This window comes from Shewanella chilikensis (genome assembly GCF_037953065.1).
Classification (GTDB): domain Bacteria; phylum Pseudomonadota; class Gammaproteobacteria; order Enterobacterales; family Shewanellaceae; genus Shewanella; species Shewanella chilikensis.
In genome coordinates this window covers 568828-590216 of the sequence record NZ_CP149966.1, presented here as the reverse complement: position 1 = coordinate 590216, position 21389 = coordinate 568828, and the positions used below count along the sequence as shown (strand labels likewise).

Genomic DNA, 21389 nt, shown 5'->3' with positions numbered 1-21389 from the left:
TTTGCTTTTGGCGCAAGCTGAACCTATTGAATGAACCGGGTCTTAGAGCTTAGGCCTCTGGCTCTATCTTATTGATACAGCCCTTATAGCCGGTTTCATCCACCGCCTTTATCAGCGCATCCATATCAAAGCCTTCAGGCACTATCACTCTGGCCTGCTGGGTCTTGAGCGAGGACTTGGCCTTAATAACGCCCTCTGTCTTGCGCAGCGCCTTGTTGATTACCGTGACACACAAAGGGCAGGTCATGCCTTTAACATCCAGGGTAACCACCTGATTGCCCGCCCAGGCAAACGGCGTACACAGCAGCAGTAAAACCAGTAACAAGCTTCTCATTCAAACACCTCTAACAGCCAAGGTAATACAAAAGGGTAAAGCTGAAACGCCAAGACCACAGGCACCGCCAGCCAATAGAGCAGCAACATTCTGGTGCGGCTCATGGTCGCGGTGCACAGAGGCTTTTTGGAGAAATACAAACGCCAAAAGCCCAGCAGGATCAACAGAGTCGACAACGCCAACATAGGCACTTGCAGCCAGCCCAGCTGTTCAATGCCCGACAGCGAGGCTGCCGATACCCCAAAAACCAGATAGATCAGCGGCCCAATACAGCACAGGCTGGAGGCGACGGCGGCAACAACGGCTGCTGCCAGTGTCGCCAAAAACCCCTTAGAGCTGTTCTGTTGACTGGAAATCATAGGCGAAAACTTTAGGGTCATAGTAGTTCACAGGGTCGCCATCCACTTCGGCATAAGGGTAGCCAAAGTTGTTCAGCGGCGTCTGCTCGGCCATAGGCGCCAGATCGAAGTCGCGACCGAAGTTGAAACCAACCCAGTTCATCTCCCAGTTACCGAACAGATAGTCGTTGACCGCCTGCACATCGGGATCCTGGTGTTGCTTGTTCTCGGTCAAACGCATCTTGGTCACATCCGCAGGGTCGGCCGGCAACCAGCCGTAACCCGCCAGATAGAACATGGCGCGGCAGTGCTGACCACCACTGACCTTGGCCAGGCCATAGGCATCACTGCTGCCGAAGGCTTTCTTGGAGTATTTGCCCATCTTAATAGCCTGTCCTACCCGGATCCCGAACATCTCCCGGGCAGGTATACCGGCGGCACGAGCCAAGGCCACAAATACCGAGTTGATATCAGTACACTTGCCCCCCAGTTTGCCGCTCTCGAGAATAGTGGCCACATCACCCGTACCGCAACCGATAACGTCGTTGTCGCGGAACATATTGGCGCTGACCCAGTTGTAGATGAGACGGGCCTTTTGCAGCGGATCGGTTTCCTTGCCAACAATCTTGTCTGCAGTCTGCTTCACTATGCCATCAATGGGCATATGCTTGGTGGGCAGCAGATAGCGCTCCACATCCACCGGGTACTGGATAGTTTCGGGGGCGCGATAATGTTCGAGTTCACCGTTTTTCAGCGGTTCCCAGTCGAGGGTTTCCAGCTCCATCACCAACTGCAGTTCCATCTTGCCTTTGGCATCAGGCCAAGTGGCAAATAGTGTCTTGGCGCCATAGCTGTTAGCGGCAGTGATGTAAGCGTCCTGGAAATTGCCTTTGAAATTCAGCTTACGAACTTGCTGAAACTGGGTGTCTTCCACCAGCGGGATCCACAACTTGACCACGCCCTCTGAGCCCTCGGGTGCAATCAGTTGGTAATCTTGAGTCAGGGTGAAGTGTCTGCGGCCGTCGGCGGAATAATGCTCGACGGCCTTGGTCTTCGATGTGGCCGCCATCACAGGGCTGGTGATACCGGCCGTCGACAAAATAGCCGCAGTTTTTAAAAAATTGCGTCTTTGCATTATTCGATTCCTTACGTTTGATTAACAGACGAGTCAATGAGGTGCCCGCTGGCGGGCCGAAGCATTATAAGTGGCGGCCCCTGGCACCGCAACAAAGCCGCAGACACAGGGTTAGTACAGCCAGAGTCATCAGTAAGGTGGAATAATAAGAAAAATTAACAAGTTTGCGAGACAAAACAACCATATTGGTCATCTTGTCTCGCCTTACGTTTACCAATGTAAAGCCGGTATTGCAGACGGAAAACCGGCGCCGGATCACATTCTTACCTGGGCTTATCTCAGCCCCACTTCCACGTCGCGGATAATGAAGTTACCCGAATAAAGCGGATGGGGTTCACCCAAAGGCTCCAGGGCAAAGAAGCGCTTGTGCTCTTCACTGAGCCCCTCGAAGCCGCCTATCACCTGATAGAGCCAGCTTTCCGGATCCCAGGACAGCTGTTGCTGCTGCAGATATTCCAGCGCCGAAGTGTTGCGGCCCGAGTCAATGACGGCGCAGAAGTACTCATCCACGGCCTCTTTGAGCGGGTTATCCGGCATATCAAAGTCTTCCTGAGGACTAACCGCAACCGGCACATCGTGCTCCTGCAACCTCTTGGGCAGATGGTCACGACTGATAGCCTTGATACGGGCCACCATCTCCATCAGTTGCAGTTCCTGGCCGCTGTTATTCACATCCACAGATGCCGGTGCCAGCAAGGCCTCGGCATGATTGAACAACACAGGCACCTGCTTGTGCGCCACATGGTCGGCTACCTGATAGTCGGGGTGCAAATCTGTATACAGCAACCAGCCTTTGAGCAAACGGGTACGACCGCGGATCTGCCTGAAGCGTCCCAGCAATTCCAGCAGACGCCCCTGCACCACGCTCAGCTCCTGGGTGCAATCGCTGAGGGTCTCCTGCAACATGGTCACCAGCAGGCGGCGCAGTTCACGGATATCACCGGCAATTTCGCCAAGCTCGGTAAACTCAAACAGCTCCAGGCCGTTAAGCAGTTCCGATACCTGACTCTGGGCCAGCTCGTTTTCACGGATCTTGGCGTTAATTGAACCCACATAACCGAACTCATTATTGATCCGGCCCCAGAGCACACGAATGGAGTAACGCAGGCTCTCGGTGAAGCTGAATACGTGTTCGGTCAAGTCCGCCAGATAGGCCTCGGCGGCGCTGTAATCCACACTGGCGCGCGCCTCACGGTAGTGATTGGCCAAGGTCTTGATGGTGGCCAGGGCCGAACCGACGTTGGCGTTGATCTGGCGGTTACGCTCATCCTTGAGGCCCTCTTCCAGCAGGGCCCTGACATTACGCGACAATCTGAGCGGTTCATCCGGCTCGGGACGCCAAAGAATACCGTTGTCGGTAAGCTTCTTCAGCAGCGCAGGTTCCTGCCGGGTCTCGTCCAAGCTACCGGAGAGATAGGCGTCCATCACCAGTTCGGCGTTACGCCCAAGCAGCCTCAGCAGCTTGACCCCGGCCTGATGCAGGTTGCTGCTCATATCAGATCCCTCTGGGTGGCAGTTTCAGCCTGAGCCTCCAGACTGAGGCCCTCGGTTTCATCGATAAAGCGGATCACTTCGTAGAGGTAATCCAGCTTGCCGGTGGCGATATAGATCTGTTTTTCCGGATTCGGCCGCACCAGATAACCCAGCTCCTGCAAGCGCTTGAAAACCAGTTTAATCTGGCCATCGACACTGCTTGAGCTGGAGCCGAACAGCCGATACTGGCTCAGCTTGGCCAGTTGCTCGCGAAACGCCGGCGTATCCTCAATGCGGCTCTGCAATTCGGTAAGCCGCACCGCCGCGCCTTCAGTCAGGGGCGCGTCCTGGCCGCTGGCTTCCTGCACCAATACCAGCCATTCCACCATGGGGATCAACGCCTGGCAGATATCGCGAAACTGCGCCGAAATCACTTTGCGCTCGTCCTCCCCCAACTGCAGATAACCACAGAAAAAGACTTCGCCCTCGGCGGCCTGGGCCACAGTGCGGTTGATTTGGTTGAGATAGGCCTCGACTCTGTCACGGGTGGCCGGACTCTTGAGTGAACGCCAACCTTCCTCATCCGTGGTGCGGCAGATAAATTCCCCCTTGAGCAGACGTTCAATCAGGGCGCCTGAGCCGACGATGGTACTTTGCAGTTCGCTCATTACACCGCCTCCCTGGCCAAGCGCTCAGAGAGCTTTTGCGCTATGGGATCGACCTTGGGTTTAACCACCTGCAGTCGCTTGGTCTGCTTGTTGATGATGTAGCGGTTGGCAAACAAATTCAGTACCTCGGACTCAGGGTTGGGGAAAGCACCCAACACGCTGATATTGTTGTTTTCACAGGCATCGAAGATCTTCTTCACGTTAGCGTGGTGCAAGGTGCCCAGCTCATCAATCGGCCAGTGCACAGTGACATCCGCCTTGCCCCGCAGCAAACGGGTAAAGGCCAGCAGGAACTTACAGAGGATCAGATAAGCCATACCATGACTGGATGACTCGTTGAGCTGACGGTCGGTGCGGATCACCAGATCCGAATTGCCTTCCTTGAGGCGCAGCTCAATCTCCAGCAGCTTGGCGATGCCGCCGGTCAGGGCCGAGCGGCCTATGATATCCAGGGCCCGGCGCATGCTGTTGGTATAGTGCTCATCCGGCAGGCCGGTGAAGCCTTCGGCCTTCCAGGCGCGGAACGCCTTAACGAACTGCTCCAGCTCAGGCCAGAACTCCAGCTCACTGATCCGCGAGCGGATCCTGACCGCAGATTCAGAGACGCCTTCAAGAAACAGCTCCTCCCCGACTTCGCGGGTAATACGGGCACTTTGGGAGGCAATACGGCGGTCGATATCGGCCAATACATCGTAAAAGGCAGTCAGGTCGACACCGAAGATCCGGCCTTGTTCACGCAGCGCGGTAATCGACTGCGGCACCATCACATTGAGCAACTGGGCCAGATGCGGCACCAACTTGCGGTAATCCAGCAGGCGTATGCCCTTGTCATTGACAGAGCTGGACTCTTCACGGGCCTTTTCCCAGAACTCGGATAGGCTGGAGCCTGACTTGCTGGCAATCACCTGATCGAAATGATCCACATACTGCCTGACCGAACCCAGCAGATGCTCGCGCTTGAGCAGCAGCTCCTCGCCCTGACGCAGACGTTCACCCAGGCTACCCTGAGGCTCTTCATCGTTGCGCGGCAATTTCAGCTCGGCCAGCTTACGCAGCAAGGCGCGCAACTTGGTGAGGTTTTCCGAGGCCTCTACCTGAGCGGCATCAGACTGGCGCCTTTGTAGCTCCAGTTGCTGGCGGGCATGTTTGACTTCGTTGGCCTTGGTTTTCAGCTGCTGATCCAGCTCGGAGGCGGCGCGCTTGACTTCGCCCAGGTCGGTCACCAACTTGGGTTTACGCACCAGCCAGGTATGCTGATACCAGTCGTCATAGCGCAGCACTTCACTGCGACGCTGCTCGGCAGCGGCAATGGCACCTTCCAGCTCACGGATCTCCCGCTTGAGGGCGAGAATTTTGTCTTCATCCACCCCGCGGGACTTAAGCTCATTCTTGTACCACAGCTCGCAGGCTTTTTGTTCCTCTTTGGCACGACTGCGGCGCTGATTGATGCTCTCTTTGAGCTGCTCCAGATGCTGCTCCAGCGCGCCAACCACTTCCTGCCAGTAGGCGTTCTTTTCCATTCTGGCATCCAGCGCCTGCTCTTTGAGCTCCTCCAGCCATTCCAGGTGCTGGTTACGCAGCTGTTTCATCTCCTGATCCAGCAGCGTCAGGCGTTTACCGGCCTGTGCCTTACGCTCAGCCAACGCCTTGTTGATCTGCTCCTGCACAGTGCGGCGCTCCTCGAACAGACGGCGCAAATCGTCACGCAAATTCTTGTATGCCGTGCGGGCAAAGGTCAGCTCACGGTTCAGTTTATCCAGCGCTTCGTTGGCCTGCACCAGGCGCTCTTCCGCTTCTTCCTGCAGCCCATAGGCGTTTTGCAGGGCATCTTCGGCCTTGGCCAGCTTTGCCCTCAGCTCAGGCTCTGAACTGGCGTATTCGGGGATTTCCAGCGCCTTGAGATCCAATGAGATCCCAAAAAGGCTGTCACTTTCGGCGCCGACATTGGGGTGCAAGTCGGTGCGGTGCAGCAAGTCGGGATGTACCACCTTGCCCAGGTGCTGCTCCCAACCCGGCACTTCTTTTCGCAGGAACTCCAGCAAGGTGTGGGACTGGGGGAACAGCATGTGTTTGAGATCGTCCAGATCGCCCTGGCGCTCCGTGACTCTGAGCGCGGCAATTCTGAGTGATTCGCTGGCCTGATCCCTGAGTGAGCGCTGTTTGCGCTCTTCGCTCATCAGCCGCTCCACCTTGGCGTTGGCAGCCTCCTGCTCGGCATCGGCACGGTCGATACGCTCGTCGAACACCGCCAGGCTGAGCTTCTCCTCCTCGGTATAAGTCACACTGTCGACCTGCAGCTTGAGCTCGGCCGCATTGAGCTTGAGTTGGTACTCCTGCTCCTGGAACTTGGCCTTGCCGTTTTCCTGCTGCTCACGGAATTCGGCATCGAGGCGCGCTAAGTCTTCCCGGGCCACTTCACGCTGCTTGTCGCGGGCCTCGCGTTGCTTATCCAACTCTTGTTGCAGCTTTTCCAGCTCCTTGTTGAGCTGTTCGCCAATCTTGCTGCGGCGGGCGTTATAGGCGGCTTCTATGTCCTGATGTTTCTCTGTTTGCAGCTTGTGTCTTTCGCTGAGGTTCTCAAGATCGCTACGCCACAGCGGCAGCTGTTCCAGATTGGCCTTGGCCTGTTCGATATCGGCATCGAGAAACGCCGCATGTTGGTTTTCGATGGCGTCGAGTTCATATTCCAGCTTGGCGACATCGCCCTTGGCGGCAGACAGCTCCTGGTTAAGCTCATCGCGCTGCTCTTTCCACTCATCGTCCAATGCCTTGAGACGGAAGTTCAGCTCCCGCGACAGGGTCTGATTTTGCTCCTGACGCTGGGCCTCCAGCACTTCGTCATTGCGATAGCCCTTGGCCAGGCTGCCAAGACGCAGTTCGGCCGACAGCAGCTCGTTGAACTCCTGCTCCAGCTTGTCAAATTCGGGACGGATCTGCTCGAACCCGGCGATAAGCTGGCTCTCGCGGATCCAGGCCTCGACTCGTTGTGGATTGAGCCTTGATGCCGGCGGGTTAACGCCATCCTCTTCCAAAATGGCGGCGATCATCGACTTGACCGTTTCCATTTTGCCTTCTTTGGAATGCACCGCCTTGGCCAGTTTTTCGATATGGCGCAGTGAATGGTCGGCCTCGCACAGAGAGAACAAACGGGCATAGCTGCGCAGCTCGGTGCGGCTGGAGCCTGTGTTGAGCAAGGTGCGGTCATTCTGGATGATGGCGCGAAACTCTCGGGTATTCAAAAGCTTGGTATGGTTCACTCCGGCGCGTTTCATCTCGCGGCCCAGTTCGGCCATGGTATGGCACAAAATAGTGTCGCCGTTTTGAGACTTGATATAGTCTTCCAGTTCAAATCCCTTGGCGATAAAACGGTAGTTGACCCCTTTGCCATCGCCGGCCGAGGCCAGCACCGCCTGATACAGCAAGCCATCACTCTTTTGGTATTCGTAAATGATATAGCTGGATTCTCTGGGCAGATACCAGCGCTCGAAGCTGTCACGGGTCGAAGGCACGACCCGGCTGGGGTATTCACCATAAAACACAGGCACCAGACGCTGCAGCGTGGTCTTGCCCGAGGCGTTGGTACCACAGATATTGGTATGACCATCGAGCTTCAGTTCCACCACGCCCGGCAGATGGGTGTCGATCAGTACTATTCGAATCAAGCTTGGCATATAAATCCTTATGCAGACAGCAAGCGCCAAATAGCCAGAGGCCCCGGCACTCGCGGCAACAGGCGGGCAAACCGCCTCAATACAGCAAAACCCTTAAATTAATGGAAAGCCCCACCCTTGGCAATTGAAGGGCCGGTAAAGAAAGCGGGATCCGCTGCGGGTATCAAAGAATATTATTCAGGTTTGAACAGGCCTATCACTTCACCGGTCGCCTTGTCGCTGACCTTATCATCGGTCTGCTGCTCGCGGTAATCACACTCGACACACTCGACCGTTTCTATGCCGTTCTCCTTGAACAGCACTATGCTGTCCTGGGCCTGACATTTGGGGCATTTGGCTCCGGCCACAAAGCGTTTCTTGATCCTGTTCATCTTCTGAGTCTAGTTGATAAGCAATGGCATTATTTTGCCATATCTGTGGCCGCTGTGGCGCATTTTAAGCAGCGTTAGGACAATGTTTGTGCCATTAAGAAATAACCCATATAAAACCAGAAGGTTACAGCTGAATGTTGAAGGAAATATGTAGCAGATTATTTGGGATTGAGTCCAGACAAGGAATGGTATCGCGCAATTCCAATACCATTCCACCAGAAAGTTCACTTAACCCAATGAGCCGGCATCATTGAGTGGCAACACAAACTTTTATGCGGAGTACTATCAAGACAATCTGGCCAGGGTCTCCTGCACCTTGCGCAACCAATTGCAGTTATCACATTGACACTTGCGCCGTGACAAATGGTGCGGGCTCAGGCTGGAATCGACAAAGTCGACCGCTATCAATAACTGCTGCTTCAATTCTTCGAGTGATTTCTGCTCCAGATCCACCAGTTCATCATTCTGATTCATCCAGATACATTCCATTCCCTGATGACAAAAGTTACAGCGCTCATCCACAGGATTATAGAAACCCGCATGGGGACAATGACGCAATTCCATCGACTGTATCACCCTGGGACGGGCATACTCGAACAATTCGATCAGCTCCTGCTTATCTGGCACTGACATAAGGCCTCCAAATCTCTTCTGCCACTGCGGCTTGTTGCAAACAGGTTACTCTGGGGAGGGCGCAATGAAATTGATATAGGTCAAAGTGCCGCCCAAAAGGATACGCTAGGAAGCCTGGTTCTGAGCTGGATCCCAGAGTCACAACTTGCCGCTGTTATCCCTTGCTGTTTTAATGAGCTTCTGCTTGTTGTTATTTTGTATCCTTGCTTCTGCCAATGGAGAAATCGCTTGCAAACACCTGAGCTGCAGCACTTTTATATTTCGGAAGAGCAGTCTGTCTATCTGCTCAAGGCCGATGACGCTCGCAAACACAGAGCCTGGATCCGCCTCTGCCGCCAGCAACTGATCAAGTTGGGCTATGACGATCCGCAACTGATAGGCAAAGGTGCCTATGGTTTTGTGTTCGCCGGACGAAACCGCCATGGCCAGAAACATGTATTCAAGTTCTCCCGTATTACCCTGCCTCAGCAGGTGCAGGACAGACTGGAAGAAGAAGCCTTCATGCTGTCTCAGGTCAATCATCCCAATGTGCCGCCACTGATAAAGTTCGACAGAGTCGGGCGCCAGGGGATCTTGGTGATGGCCAGAGCTCAGGGCCAGGATCTGGATCAACGCTGCCGCCGCCAAGGCGCCTTGCCTGTGGCGGAAATCATGAGCATTGCCAGGCAGTTGGCGGATCTGCTGCAGTATCTGCGCAGCGGCAGACCCTTGGTACACGGGGATATCAAACCTTCCAACCTGGTTTATGACCCAGAGGAAGATAAGCTGTCTTTGATTGACTGGGGCTCGGCAGTATTTGCCCAGCGCGATGCCGACAACCGCCCGGTTGGCGGCAATGTGATGGAGTTAATGTCGAGCGATCAGCAGCATACCAACGCCCGCATGGGCGATGTTTACTTTATCGGCGATGAGCAACTCTCGGGGGCGCTTTCCAGCCCCAGGTTTGATGAACAGGGGGTTGCCGCCACCCTCTATGCGCTGGCGTCCGGCCAGGCCAGCCGCTTCGGTTCCCAGGTGATCCCGCCCACCAGCATAGGTCTGCCGATAGAATTGGCCAGGATCCTCGAGGGGATGTTGGGCTCGGATCCTCTCACCCGTCTCAAGGCCGGCGACTACTTCCTGCGTAGCATGAGATACAGCCAGCATCTTTTACTGCCGCCGCTACCACAGGAGCTGAATGCCGAGATCCCCGTCTGGGTACAGAAGCGGGCCCGGGACGTGGAAACCGTCAGCTACAGTTCGCGTAAGTCGTTTCTGCGCAGCCATCATCCGGACGCCGATGCCGAGGCTATTCGCGCAGAAGATATTCAACTGGAGAAGTACTACCGCAACTTCCTCGCCGGTATGGGAGACACAGAGAAGGGCTTTATCGCTGCCGTCGGCCGCCTGGGGCAGTATCCGATTGTGGGTGGCTTGGCGATTCATTGGCAGGAGACAGGCGTCTATATCGACTCCAACCTGGCGCTTTATGATGAAGAACTCAGGCCGGCATTGATTCAGGCGGTCAACAACATGGTGACCCTGGCCCGGGGCATTCATCGCATAGGTATCTTCAAGGCCTGTTTCTTCAACGCCAAAGATACCCTGCACCTGGAGCGCAGCGCCCCTGCAGAGCAGTTCAAGGCCAAAGCAGATCAGCTGCTGCCCTTTGAGGTGGGCGATGTGCCGACACTCGAAGATCAATCCCGGCTGCACTCCTACTTTGAAGATGGCCGGGATCCGGATGAAAACCTGGAGCTGCCTGCGGAAATCATGACAGAGCTGGGCTGGCTCAACCAGATACACCACACAGGCTGTATCATCTTCGAAGCCCTGCCAACCCATATGAAGATCCACAGTTATCTGAGACTGCTCAACCCTAGAAAACAGGCGCAGTTTCGCGCCTGTCTGGACAGGATCCTCAGTCATGTCGACAAGATCCAGGGCCAGGGGGTCTCGGGGTTTATGAAGCTACCCTATAAAAATACCCGCAGGTTCGAGCACCTGCAGCGCAAGCCGGAGCGCTTCTATCCGAGAAACCCCAAGAGCGGTGGTTAGTCGGCGTAAGTAGTGGTCACACTCAAGCGGCGCTCATTTTCAAGATACTCACGGGCCACGGCTTCCAGGGCTTCACTATCCAGTTGCCCCAGCATTTGCCTGCGCTGTTGCCAACTCAGCCAACGGCCCGGTCGGCTCTGGGCCGTTGCCGCCAGATCCAACCAGAAACCGTTGCTGGCAGGTGCACTATCCAACCACTGCAACAAGGGCTGGCGCGCCCGCTCCAATAGATCGCTATCTATGCCGCCCTTGGCCTTGACTCTGGCCTCGACTGCGGCAAAGCCCTGTTCGGCCGCCTTCAGCTTGGCTGCATCTGTGACGGTAAACAGTCCCAGATAACCGTAACCTGTTGGATGCCAATCGAAATGATTGAAGGTATAAGGCGAATATCCGGCACCAGCTTTTTCCCTGACCTCTTCATTCAACAAAATGCCCATCACCTGTTCGAGTAACATCAGTTCACTGTGGCGTCGAACATCCTGCATGTCGGTTGTCGGCCACAGCCAGGCCAATGCCGCCGAGTTCTCGGCGCCTCTATGGAAAATCTGTCTCTGAGCCGGCACCTTGGGAAATACCGGCCTCTCGAAGGCCGGGGCCTTGGCAGGATGCCGCTTGATGGCACCGAATGTCTCGGCAACCGCTTTTATCCCCTGAGCCTCATCGAAATCACCTACCAGCGCGATTTCCAGCATTCCCTTATCCAGTGCCGATGCCAACACCTTGGCAATTTCAGAAAAGTCCCGCTGCAATACCTGTTCTTCCCGGCCGTAACCATAACGGTGATCGCCTGGGTGCAGGAGTCCACTCAGACCATCCCAGAAAGCGCTATTCGGGTTGGTATTACGACTCTGGCTCTCTGCCTTGACTTGTTGCCGAAAGAGGGTAATGGCTTCCTGGCGCCAGCCCGGTGCGGTTAAAAAGGCGGCCTGTAACCCCAGCTGGGTTCTGAGTTCAGCGGCATTGGTATGAGTGACGCCGCCAAAGCCTTCAGTACTGACTCCTATATTTGCCGAGATGTCCTGCCCGGCAAAGATATCCGCCAACTGTTGCCAGGAGTGCTGTTCAAGCCCGCCAAGAAGAAAGGCGCTGTTGAATAGGGTGCCCAAACCCTCTTGGTGCGGAAATGGCAAATCACCGAATCCCAATGACAAGCTGACGGCCACATTACTCTGCTCAAATTCGGTAGGCTTGAGGTTGAGCAGAGTCCCATTGGCAAAACGCAACTGGCGTATTCCGGTATCGGGATCCCTGTTGTCGGCGACAATTTTGCCCGGTTCCCCAAAGCTTTGATAAGCAAACTCGCTGGCTTTTGTGCTTGTATAGGGGGCAACTGGCTGCAGCTGACTCTGCTCATATGCCCTCAGCAATTGTGTTTCTACATCGGCGGGGCCCTTGGCAGCGGAGAGATAGATACCGGGTTGCCCCTGCCAAAGCTCTGCCAATGTCTGTTGGATAAGAGCCGGGGTAATCTGCGGGGCCAAGGCCTCAAAAATGGCCAGCTTATCTGCTAGTTCTATCGGTATCAAATCCTCGGCATCCGTTGATACCAAAGCCTCGGCCATATTCAGGCTATGAATGGTGTTGCTACCGGCCAGATTGAGCTGGTAGAGCTTATGTTTGCTCTTCAGCGCTTGCTGCAGCTCGTCGCTGCTAAAGCCGTATTGTAGGGCCTGACGTATGGTCTGCTCCAGCAGGGCCACGGCTTGCGGCCAGTTATCTTCCTGGGTCTCCAGCGCCAGTTCCACTCTTACCGCAGTGCCAAACTCTGTGCCCAACTCAACAGAAGCATGGCTTACACCTTCCTCGGCAAACAGGTGTGACTGCAATCTCTGATAGAGCATACTCCCCAGCAGTGACTCGAGTATCATCTGTTGACGGAGCTCAATACTGTCAGGCTTTGGTGTTCTGGGAGTCAGTACCCCCAGAGAGACTTGAGTCGACAAACGAGGATTGAAGAAAGCGTCCGCCTGAGGCTGCTTTCTGACCACAGGCGGTGAAAGCTTCACCCGTGCCGGGGCAACCGCCTGAGGGTGCGGCTTCCAATCGGCAAACAACTGCTTGACTTGAGCCTCGGTACGGGCGATATCAAAGTCGCCTACCAGGATCAGTGTTGTTCGCTCAGGAGTATAGAAACGCTGGTATAAAGAGCGCAACTTGGCTACATCTGCAGCCTTGATGATATCAGCCTCACCGATAGGTAAACGTCTTGGCAGCAGGCTCGATGGATACCAAAAGTGCAGCTGATTACGATAATTTTCAAACTCAGCCGACTGATGCTCCTTGAGCTCGGCCAACACCACGGCTTTTTCCTGGGCAAGTGCCTTGGGATCCAGAGTGAGTCTGTCGGCAATCTCCCGCATCAGCATCAGCCCGGTATCCAACTTCTGCTCATCCCCTTGGGTGATGTTGAACTCATAGACCGTCTGTTCGAAATCAGTCACTGCATTGGTATCGGCGCCAAAACTTAAACCAAGACGTTGCAATCTTGGGATCATATCCCCTTCCGGGACAGCTGCCGAGCCTTTGAACGCCATATGCTCCAGCAAGTGCATCAGCCCCTGCTCATTTTCCGCCTCAAGCAGTGAGCCGGAGGCGATCCGCATCCGCATCACTATGGCGTTGGCCGGCGTCTTATTGTCCACCAATTGATATTTAAGACCATTGTCCAGTTGGCCCTGATGAATGCGAGGGCTAACGCTTAGCCCTTCGGCCTTGGCAAGGAAACAGAACAGCAGCAACAAGCTGCCGAGCAAGGCTCTGAGAAACAGGATTTTTGGCATAACGAATTCCCTCAAAAAAACAGAGGTTCGGTGCAAAAGGGCCCGAACCTCTGGAACATGAAAGATGCCAATATAAGACAAGAAATTAATTGTGTCACATAATCAATACCTTACAACGTACTAAATCGGTGAGCCCGGTGGCATTTTCGCAGGCTTGCTGATCACTCTGACCCCGGCTTGTTTCAGTGCCTGTTCAAGCACTGTTTGCAGTTGTCCATAGTGGGCAGCCTTGTAACCTGAACTTCTTTTTTCTTTTCTGGGCAACTGCTTAAGCAGATAATCCAGCTTCATCCTCAACATGGCTTTGACTTCCGGGGCGCTGGCGTCACTCTCCAGACTCTGCAACATGCCATCCAAAACTACCGCATTTACCCTCATCGCAATACTGGTCTGATCTCCCGAAGGCAGTGATTTCAGCAGTGTCTTAGCCAGCAATCTATCCAGCAAATCCTCTACCGACAACTGCTCTGTGTCTCTGGCAAAGGCCTGATCCACTCGATTGAGCCGCTCAGGGTTCAACAGCGTCGACACTGTGTGACGACTGAGCACTTCTGCCATGGCCAATTGATCCACGGCAACCCCCAAAGATGAGTCGAAACTCTCGCGGCTACGGTAATAGTTGCCAGCCTTGGGCACCAGTTGCTCCAAAAGCTCAGTTGGCAGATATAGCTCTCTGGGATCCAGAGTCGCCAGCACAGTCTCCAATGCCCGCTTCTGCAATTCCGGTGCAATAAAGTGCCAGTTACCGCTACCGGCATCAGCCAGGTAATTGTAGTCAATGCCGCCAACAAACTTGGCCGCGGCGCTGATCTGGTAGCGATTCAACAGATAGATGGGCACCAGGGCATCACTGAGTTCGCCCAAGGGTTGCTCCGGCAACAGCGCCTTGGCGGAGAAGGTCTCCAGCGCCTGGCGCCTGACCAGCTGCATTCTTGCCAACTCCTTAACCGGATCCTCGCCTCTGTCCCAAAGGCTGGCATAGGCATGGGCGGCTGAAGTCGCCCTCGAATCACCCTCGCCTATGTATCTCAGCCCCTGCTGCTGCACCTCTTTGAGCAGCGACTTGAGCGCGGCCTGGGTTTGGGCTTCATCACCAAAGTCACCATAACCGTACTTGATGGCAAACTTATCCCAAGCCCCCAGCCCTTCGGCGTAAGGCTGGCTGATATCCACCCGCTTGCCATCGAGGCGCACATAGGGATGGGGGTAATCCATCACAGAAGCGTTGTTATTGGTGGAAGCAGCAAAGTTATGATCCAGCCCCAGGGTATGACCGATTTCATGAGCCGATAACTGGCGAATACGCGCCAGAGACAAGGCCATGGCGGCTTCATCGGCCGCTTGCCTGTCTTCCCAACCTGCGGTAAGGCCACGGGCAATCAGGTGATCCTGACGTACCCGCAGACTTCCCAGAGTGACCTGGCCCTTGATGATTTCACCACTGCGGGGATCTGTCACCGCCGCGCCATAGGACCAGCCACGGCTGGCCCTGTGCACCCACTGGATCACGTTGTAGCGCACATCCTGAGGGTCGGCGCCTTCCGGCAATAGCTCCAACTTGAAGCCGTTGATAAACCCCGCCTCATTGAAAGCCTGCTCCCACCAGCGGCCGCCTTCGAGCAAGGCACCGCGGATAGGCTCGGGGACACCGGGATCCAGATAATAGGTAATGGGCTCAACCACTTCGCTTGGCTCAGGGCCAGGATTAACCTTCTGCAGCCGGTGGCGCAGCAAGAAGCGCTGGTTGATATCCTGATCTATGGCGGTGGCATAGTCCTTGTATTCATCGGACAGATAACCACTCATGGGGTGATAGAGGCGCGCCTGATAACCCGGCTCGGGCAAGGCGATAAAGGAATAGCGCAGTCTCAGAGACAGGGCCTGGCCATCCGGGGTCACCTCGGCGACTCTGGCGCCGGCCTTATCACTGGCGAAAGTCAGCTGCACATCCACATCCGAGTTACGCTCGAACGACTTGACCGAGGCTGGCAACACCACAGAGCGGCTGGTGTCCAGACGATAATGCCCTTGCCCCCTGGCCGCCAACTGTTGGCTGATGCCGTGCAGGTCCTGCAACATCAAGTCGTTGACCGGCACCAACAGACGTTTTCCCGGCAGGAGTTTGCCGCGCCAGAGCACTGATTCGGCAAAGGCTTCATACACGGCTCTTTGCTCGGCTTGGTCGTCGGTATCGGCGCGAAAACGGGTATTGAGCTGTTTGAGCAGAATATAGGGGCCCTGGCGCTCAAACTGCACCATGCGGGTATACCCAAGTTGCCCACGGTCGAGCCCAATGTCATTGGATCCGGCGCCGTGGGGCAAGCTGGAGAGCAGCAACATAGGCTGGTTGAGTTTGCTCGGTTCCAGATACAGCTGCCCGGCTTTGGCATCATAAAAGAGATTGATAAAACCTTCGGCCTGAGTGCTTTCGCTGATGACGTCGGCGGCCTCCCTCTCCTGTGCCGCCTGCGCCAATCCGGGTACCGCGATCAGCGCCAACAACAAGGTCCAACTTTGAGGTTTCATCCCATCTCCTGATTGTTATCTGTAAGTTGCCATTCAAGTTAAGGGATCGGCCGGTTTATCTCAAGTCCTGCCCACCCATTCACTTAAGGTATCAAAGAGTTCATTGAGCATAATAGGCTTGGTGATATGAGCGTTCATTCCCGCCGCCAGGCTCTTCTCACGATCGCCTGACATGGCATGGGCCGTCATGGCGATAATCGGCAAGGTCTCCCTGTCGTATTTCTTGCGCAGTTCCCGGGTCGCCGTCAGGCCATCCATCACAGGCATCTGAATATCCATCAATACCGCATCGTATTGGCGCTGCTCCACCATATCGAGGGCAATTTGACCATTGTCGGCCAGATCTACCTCATAACCGGCGCTGCGCAGCAGTTCGGAGGCCACCTGCTGGTTGATCAGGTTGTCTTCCACCAGCAGTACCAGGCCTTTATGACCACCGCTCTGGTTGTCGGTAATTTCAGCCACAGTCGCCGAATGAGGTTTCTCGGCAAAGGCTGAGATTATCTCATCAAACAGAGTCGAGGCCTTGAAGGGCTTTTGCAGCAGCGCAAACACATTGGCATCTTCCACTTCCTGGGCCAATGGACCGGCGGCATAGGCCGTCATCATGATCACCACGGGGCGCTTGCTTATTCTGCCATTGGCCACCATTTCATCCAGGGTACGGATCACCTCACGGCCATCCATTTCCGGCATCATCCAGTCGATTAGCAGTAGGTCGGTTTCCTGTTTTTCCAACTTATAAAGGGCTTCGGCACCGCTGGCAGCAGTGTCCACCTCGAAGTGGAAATCGCGCATCAGGGTCGAATATATCTGCAGCGCCGTAGAGTTATCGTCCACCACCAGCGCCCGCAGGCTGTTGAGTTGCTCCGGCATCACCAGAGGTTCAATCTTGGCCTCTTCGGCGATTTCAAAGCTGATGGTAAAGCTGAATACACTGCCGACACCCGGTTCACTCTGCACCTGCATCTTGCCGCCCATCATGGACACCAGATGCTTACTGATGGACAAGCCAAGGCCAGTACCACCATATTTACGGGTGGTAGAGCCATCTGCCTGGGCAAAGGCGTCAAACAGTATCTCCTGCTGCTCCTTGCTGATCCCTATGCCTGTGTCGCGAACCCAGAATTTGAGGGTTATACGATGATCGCGTTCGCCGACATCTTCACAGCCGAGTTCAATCTCCCCTTCAGAGGTAAACTTGACCGCGTTGGACAAGAGATTCACCAGCACCTGGCCGAGACGCAGCGGATCGCCCTTGAGCATAAGTCCGGCGGTCACAGGGGCATACAGTAACAGCTCAACCCCTTTCTCCTGCGCCTTGAGTGAGTTGATATCCAAGGCGTGCTCCAGCACCTTGTCCAACGGGAAGGAGACCCGCTCCAGCTCCAGCTTCCCGGCTTCAATCTTGGAGAAGTCGAGAATGTCATTGATGATCCGCAGCAATGATTGGGCCGAGAAGCCGGCCTTCTCCAGATAATCTTTCTGCTGCACCGTCAGGTTGGTGCGCTGCGCCAGTTGCAGCATGCCTATGATGGCATTCATCGGCGTGCGGATCTCATGGCTCATATTGGCCAAGAATTCACTCTTGTAGAGGTTGGCCAGTTCGGCATCTTTCTTGGCCTCCAGCAAGGCCACCTCGTTGCTCTTGCTGCGGGTAATGTCCTTGTGGGTACCCAGCATACGCCTGGGCTCATTGTTGGCGGTAAATTCCACCACCCGGCCACGGGACAGCACCCAGTGATACTGCCCGCTCTTGCCGCGCATTCGGAACTCTATCTCATAGGCGCCTATGGGATCGGCCAGATACTGCTCGCGATACTCTTCAACCCGGATCCTGTCGTCCGGATGGATCAGCTCGTCTATGGTCGACAGCAGCGCCGGAAACTCATTGGTCTTGTAGCCCAGCATAGTGTAGTAGGCCGGGTTGCAGATGATCTGCTCCGAATCCAGATACCAGTCCCACAGGCCATCTTCCACCGCATCCATCGCCAGGTGATAACGTTCTTCCGACAAACGCAACTGCTCGGCGGCTTCATATTCGCGGGTCACATCACGCCAAACGGCAATCAAGCCCAGCATCTCGCCGCGGCGGTTATAAAACGGCAGCTTGAGGGTATCGAGCAGCACGGGCTTGCCCGCCAGCTCGACCTTTTCCTGATAGCGCAGCGGCGCCCTGTCCTTGAGCACCTGTTCATCCTCGGCGCGAATTCTGGCGGCCTGCTCCGGGGTGGTCAAAGTATCTGAATTCAGGCCGATCATCTCGGCCTCGGTATAGCCAAGTACCCGCTCGGCCGACTTGTTGCAGCCGAGGTACTTGCCTTCTTTGTCTTTGAAGACAATGGCTTCAGGAATCGAGTCCAACAAAGAGCGCAGCAGGGCGTATTCCCGCTCCCGCTTTTCTGTGGTTTCCTTCAGCCGCTCGGTGCGCCGGGCCACCAGTTTATCCAGCCGCTTGTTCTGCTCTGCCAGGTGACGGGTATATTGCTGGTTTTCTTCAAAAATGCGGCTGACCAACTGGAACCAGGGCTCCCAGCCCTGGGTGATCTTCGCCGGCGGCCGGATCGGCTCACGGGAACAGTCTTCCAGGTGTGACAGCAAGCGCGAGGCCGGGCTGACGAAAGAGCGGCGAGTCTGCCAGTGCACTATGGTCACCAGCACAGACAAGGCCAGTACCACTAAAATAAAGCTCAGCTGCAGCTTCTCGAACGAGTCCAGAAACAGATCGTCAACATCCTGCAGATAGAGCAGGCGCCAAGGGGCGTTGTGCAGCGCCACTGAGTGGATGTAATAGCCGTTACGGATCATCCCCTCGTGGGCATCGAACAACTCGGACTCAGGCAATGAATGCAGCTCGGATGGGATCCGCTGACTGATGTGGTAGACCCGGTTAATGCTGGAGGTATCAAAATCGCTGTGGGAAAGAATATTATTGCCCTGATCCAGCAAAATCACAGTGCCCGGCATTTTGAAATAGAGACGTATCTGTTTGGCGAGCGATGCCAGTGTCATATCCAGATTAATTGAGCCGATAAACTCATCTTCGAGATAGATGGGCACCCCGAGGGTGGTCAACAGGCCATTACCGGCCGAGTCCACATAGGCCTCACTCCAGAACACACTGCGCTGGGGGTTCATCGCCGGAGTCGCCAGTTGAAACTGTTTCTTGTTCAGCAGTTCATCGCGAAAACGCTGCTCATCCGAGGGCCAGGGGTAATAGGACATCATCCGCCGCTTGGACAGATAATAGATGGCCGAGGCCTTGGGCGCAGCCTCCTTGGCGACCGGGAACGACAATGACAGCTCAAACAGCATCTCCAGTTCCTGATAGAACTTGTCGCCGCGGCCATCGAGAGTACCTGAGCCGGTTATCCGCCCCATGTTGGTGAAGGGTTCACCACTCCTGGCGTAATTAGGCTCCAGGGTAAAGAACTGCCCACTTTCGTTGAATTTCTCGTACTGAGGCAGCCTGTCCTTGCGCACCTGCTCGGCCAGGCGCAAGTGGTCCACGGCCACATTACGCAGGCTCTTGACCGCACGGATACTGGATTCCAGCAAGAGGTCAATCTGCATCACATGGCGATCGACCTGTTCTTCCCTGAGCTCCATCTGCTGGGTCTTCTGGCGTTCAAAAAACACCCAGGCGGTGAGCAACGCCAGTACAATCACCCCCATATAGGTGTAAAACACTGCACGGTTGTAATTTTTCTGGATCGGAGATTTCAGCTGCAGATCCGGCTCACTCAATTTCATCCATTACCCTTGCATCACGGCCCATCCCCAAGCGGTGGGGAAGAAAGATATCATATACTTAATTTGGCTGCATATGCAGTACCCCGCACAAAGCAAAGGCCCCGAAATGGGGCCTTTTTCAGTAGCAGGGTTTATCAGAGCTGCTCTTCGGCAAACTCTGCCAGCCGTGAGCGCACTACGCCGTTGAGATAAATGTTGGCACTACCCTCAAAATTTTTAAAGCGTTCAACCATATAGGTTAAACCCGAGGTGACCGCGGTCAGATAGTTGGAGTCTATCTGCGCCAGGTTACCGCAACAGATAAGCTTGGTGCCTTCTCCCATACGGGTGATCATGGTTTTCAGCTGTGAGGCCGTCAGGTTTTGACACTCATCCAGCAATACCACCGAGTTCTGAATCGAACGCCCACGCATAAAGTTAATCGACTTAAACTGGATATTGGCCTTTTCCATTATGTAGTTGAGTGAACCACTGGGGTTAACATCATGCTTGTGCAGCACCTCCAGGGTATCGGTAATTGCCGCCAGCCAAGGAGCCATTTTTTCCTCTTCCGTGCCCGGCAGGAAGCCTATCGATTCGGCGATTTCCGGAGTATTCCGGGTGACTATTACCTTGTCGTAGAGATTTCGCTCCACCACCAGCTCCAATGCTGCCGCCATCGCCAACAGTGTTTTGCCGCATCCTGCTGGGCCGGTGAGAATAACCAGATCGATATCGGGATCCATCAAGGCCTGCAGCGCCATGCCCTGATAGATGTTCTTCGGTCTCACGCCCCAGGCCTCCATATTCATCAGGCGATCGCGACCGAGATCCAGCACATTGAGACTGGTTTCACTGCGGCCGACCACCCGGCCACAAAATTCGGACTCATCGTCCAGTAGATATTGGTTGATATAAAACAGATCGTCGCCCAGGTCCTTGAGCGGCACATCGTGCACAGTATGACGGCCATGACGCTCGGTGGCCACTTTGTGCAGATGCTCCCAGAAGTTGCCTTCAAATTGATGAAAACCCTTGGACAGAAAACGTATGTCATCGATCAGCTGATCTGTGCGGTAGTCTTCTACCAGGAGTATCCCGGCACCTTTGGCCTTGAGACGCATATTGATGTCTTTGGTGACCAGCACCACGGTACGGGGCTCGTATTGATTTTGCAGATGCAGGGCTGTGTTGATGATGCGGTTGTCGTTGTTGTCGCCGGGCAGCGAGCCTATGGTGAATTCAATCTGGTGGTCGGGGAAGATGGCCAGAGTACCTGTGGCATCTGTGTGCCCTTCGCGGCTTGGAAGGGGAACCCCTTTGATTATCTGTTCCGGAGTGGTCTTGCCGCCGAGGATATCTTCCAGCGCCCGAATGGCGACCCTGGCATCGCGGCTGACATCCCGCTTTCTGTCTTTTATCTGGTCCAATTCCTCCAGTACCGTCATTGGGACCACAACATCATGTTCTTTAAAGGAGTAAATCGCTAAGGGTTCATGTAATAACACATTGGTATCAAGTACAAACAACTTTCTGTCGTCTTGTTCCATGGCGCCTCCATTTGCGTCAATGAGCTACTCACAGCTTTGTTGTCATGGGCCAGCGCAGGCCTGGGGTTGGGGTATATGTCACTCCTGTTTCTAACTGATTGCGGGTAGGTTTCACCACTGTGACATGGCTTAAACTAATAC

13 protein-coding genes are annotated in these 21389 nt (G+C 55.0%); 1 reads left to right on the top strand and 12 read right to left on the bottom strand.

What is annotated here, in order from left to right; genetic code table 11:
- Positions 1 to 49: 49 nt before the first annotated feature.
- The 8 genes from WKR14_RS02765 to WKR14_RS02730 all read right to left on the bottom strand — a co-directional run bounded on the left by WKR14_RS02765 (position 50) and on the right by WKR14_RS02730 (position 8623).
- A complete protein-coding gene (locus tag WKR14_RS02765; protein WP_339087330.1) occupies positions 50 to 334 on the bottom strand; it encodes a heavy metal-associated domain-containing protein in 285 nt (94 codons plus the stop codon).
- The gene (locus WKR14_RS02760) at positions 331 to 648 is read right to left on the bottom strand and encodes a mercuric transporter MerT family protein (RefSeq protein ID WP_101060146.1); all 318 of its coding nucleotides are present in this window, start codon (positions 646 to 648) and stop codon (positions 331 to 333) included. The genes WKR14_RS02765 and WKR14_RS02760 overlap by 4 nt, the downstream gene beginning before the upstream one ends.
- 16 nt (positions 649 to 664) lie before the next feature.
- Positions 665 to 1807, bottom strand: coding sequence for a transglutaminase-like domain-containing protein (locus WKR14_RS02755; protein WP_165564416.1), 1143 nt, complete (start codon positions 1805 to 1807; stop codon positions 665 to 667).
- 273 nt (positions 1808 to 2080) lie between these two features.
- Positions 2081 to 3301 carry a phosphoenolpyruvate carboxylase gene (locus WKR14_RS02750; RefSeq protein ID WP_165564415.1) on the bottom strand — a complete coding sequence of 407 codons (1221 nt, stop codon included), beginning with the start codon at positions 3299 to 3301 and terminating at the stop codon, positions 2081 to 2083.
- Positions 3298 to 3948, bottom strand: coding sequence for a hypothetical protein (locus WKR14_RS02745; protein ID WP_025011291.1), 651 nt, complete (start codon positions 3946 to 3948; stop codon positions 3298 to 3300). Before WKR14_RS02745 ends, WKR14_RS02750 begins: the two co-directional genes overlap by 4 nt.
- Positions 3948 to 7619, bottom strand: coding sequence for an ATP-binding protein (locus WKR14_RS02740; RefSeq protein ID WP_165564414.1), 3672 nt, complete (start codon positions 7617 to 7619; stop codon positions 3948 to 3950). Before WKR14_RS02740 ends, WKR14_RS02745 begins: the two co-directional genes overlap by 1 nt.
- 173 nt (positions 7620 to 7792) lie before the next feature.
- Positions 7793 to 7990: a YheV family putative zinc ribbon protein gene (locus WKR14_RS02735; RefSeq protein ID WP_039034984.1), complete on the bottom strand. Its 198-nt coding sequence runs from the start codon at positions 7988 to 7990 to the stop codon at positions 7793 to 7795.
- A 285-nt stretch (positions 7991 to 8275) separates the two neighbouring features.
- On the bottom strand, positions 8276 to 8623 hold the full coding sequence (locus WKR14_RS02730) for a hypothetical protein (protein ID WP_101056011.1): 348 nt from the start codon (positions 8621 to 8623) through the stop codon (positions 8276 to 8278).
- 228 nt (positions 8624 to 8851) lie between these two features.
- On the opposite strand from WKR14_RS02730, the gene WKR14_RS02725 reads away from it, so the two are divergent.
- Positions 8852 to 10660, top strand: coding sequence for a protein kinase domain-containing protein (locus WKR14_RS02725; protein ID WP_339087327.1), 1809 nt, complete (start codon positions 8852 to 8854; stop codon positions 10658 to 10660).
- Here the strand turns inward: WKR14_RS02725 and WKR14_RS02720 are convergent.
- The 4 genes from WKR14_RS02720 to WKR14_RS02705 all read right to left on the bottom strand — a co-directional run bounded on the left by WKR14_RS02720 (position 10657) and on the right by WKR14_RS02705 (position 21248).
- Positions 10657 to 13440 carry a M16 family metallopeptidase gene (locus WKR14_RS02720; protein WP_339087325.1) on the bottom strand — a complete coding sequence of 928 codons (2784 nt, stop codon included), beginning with the start codon at positions 13438 to 13440 and terminating at the stop codon, positions 10657 to 10659. The two genes, WKR14_RS02725 and WKR14_RS02720, sit on opposite strands and share 4 nt — an antisense overlap.
- 120 nt (positions 13441 to 13560) lie before the next feature.
- Positions 13561 to 15966, bottom strand: a complete 2406-nt coding sequence (locus WKR14_RS02715) for a zinc-dependent metalloprotease (protein WP_339087324.1) — start codon at positions 15964 to 15966, stop codon at positions 13561 to 13563.
- Between the two features lie 60 nt (positions 15967 to 16026).
- Positions 16027 to 19719: a response regulator gene (locus tag WKR14_RS02710; protein ID WP_101056015.1), complete on the bottom strand. Its 3693-nt coding sequence runs from the start codon at positions 19717 to 19719 to the stop codon at positions 16027 to 16029.
- A gap of 134 nt (positions 19720 to 19853) precedes the next feature.
- On the bottom strand, positions 19854 to 21248 hold the full coding sequence (locus WKR14_RS02705; protein WP_039033471.1) for a PhoH family protein: 1395 nt from the start codon (positions 21246 to 21248) through the stop codon (positions 19854 to 19856).
- Between the last annotated feature and the right edge of the window lie 141 nt (positions 21249 to 21389).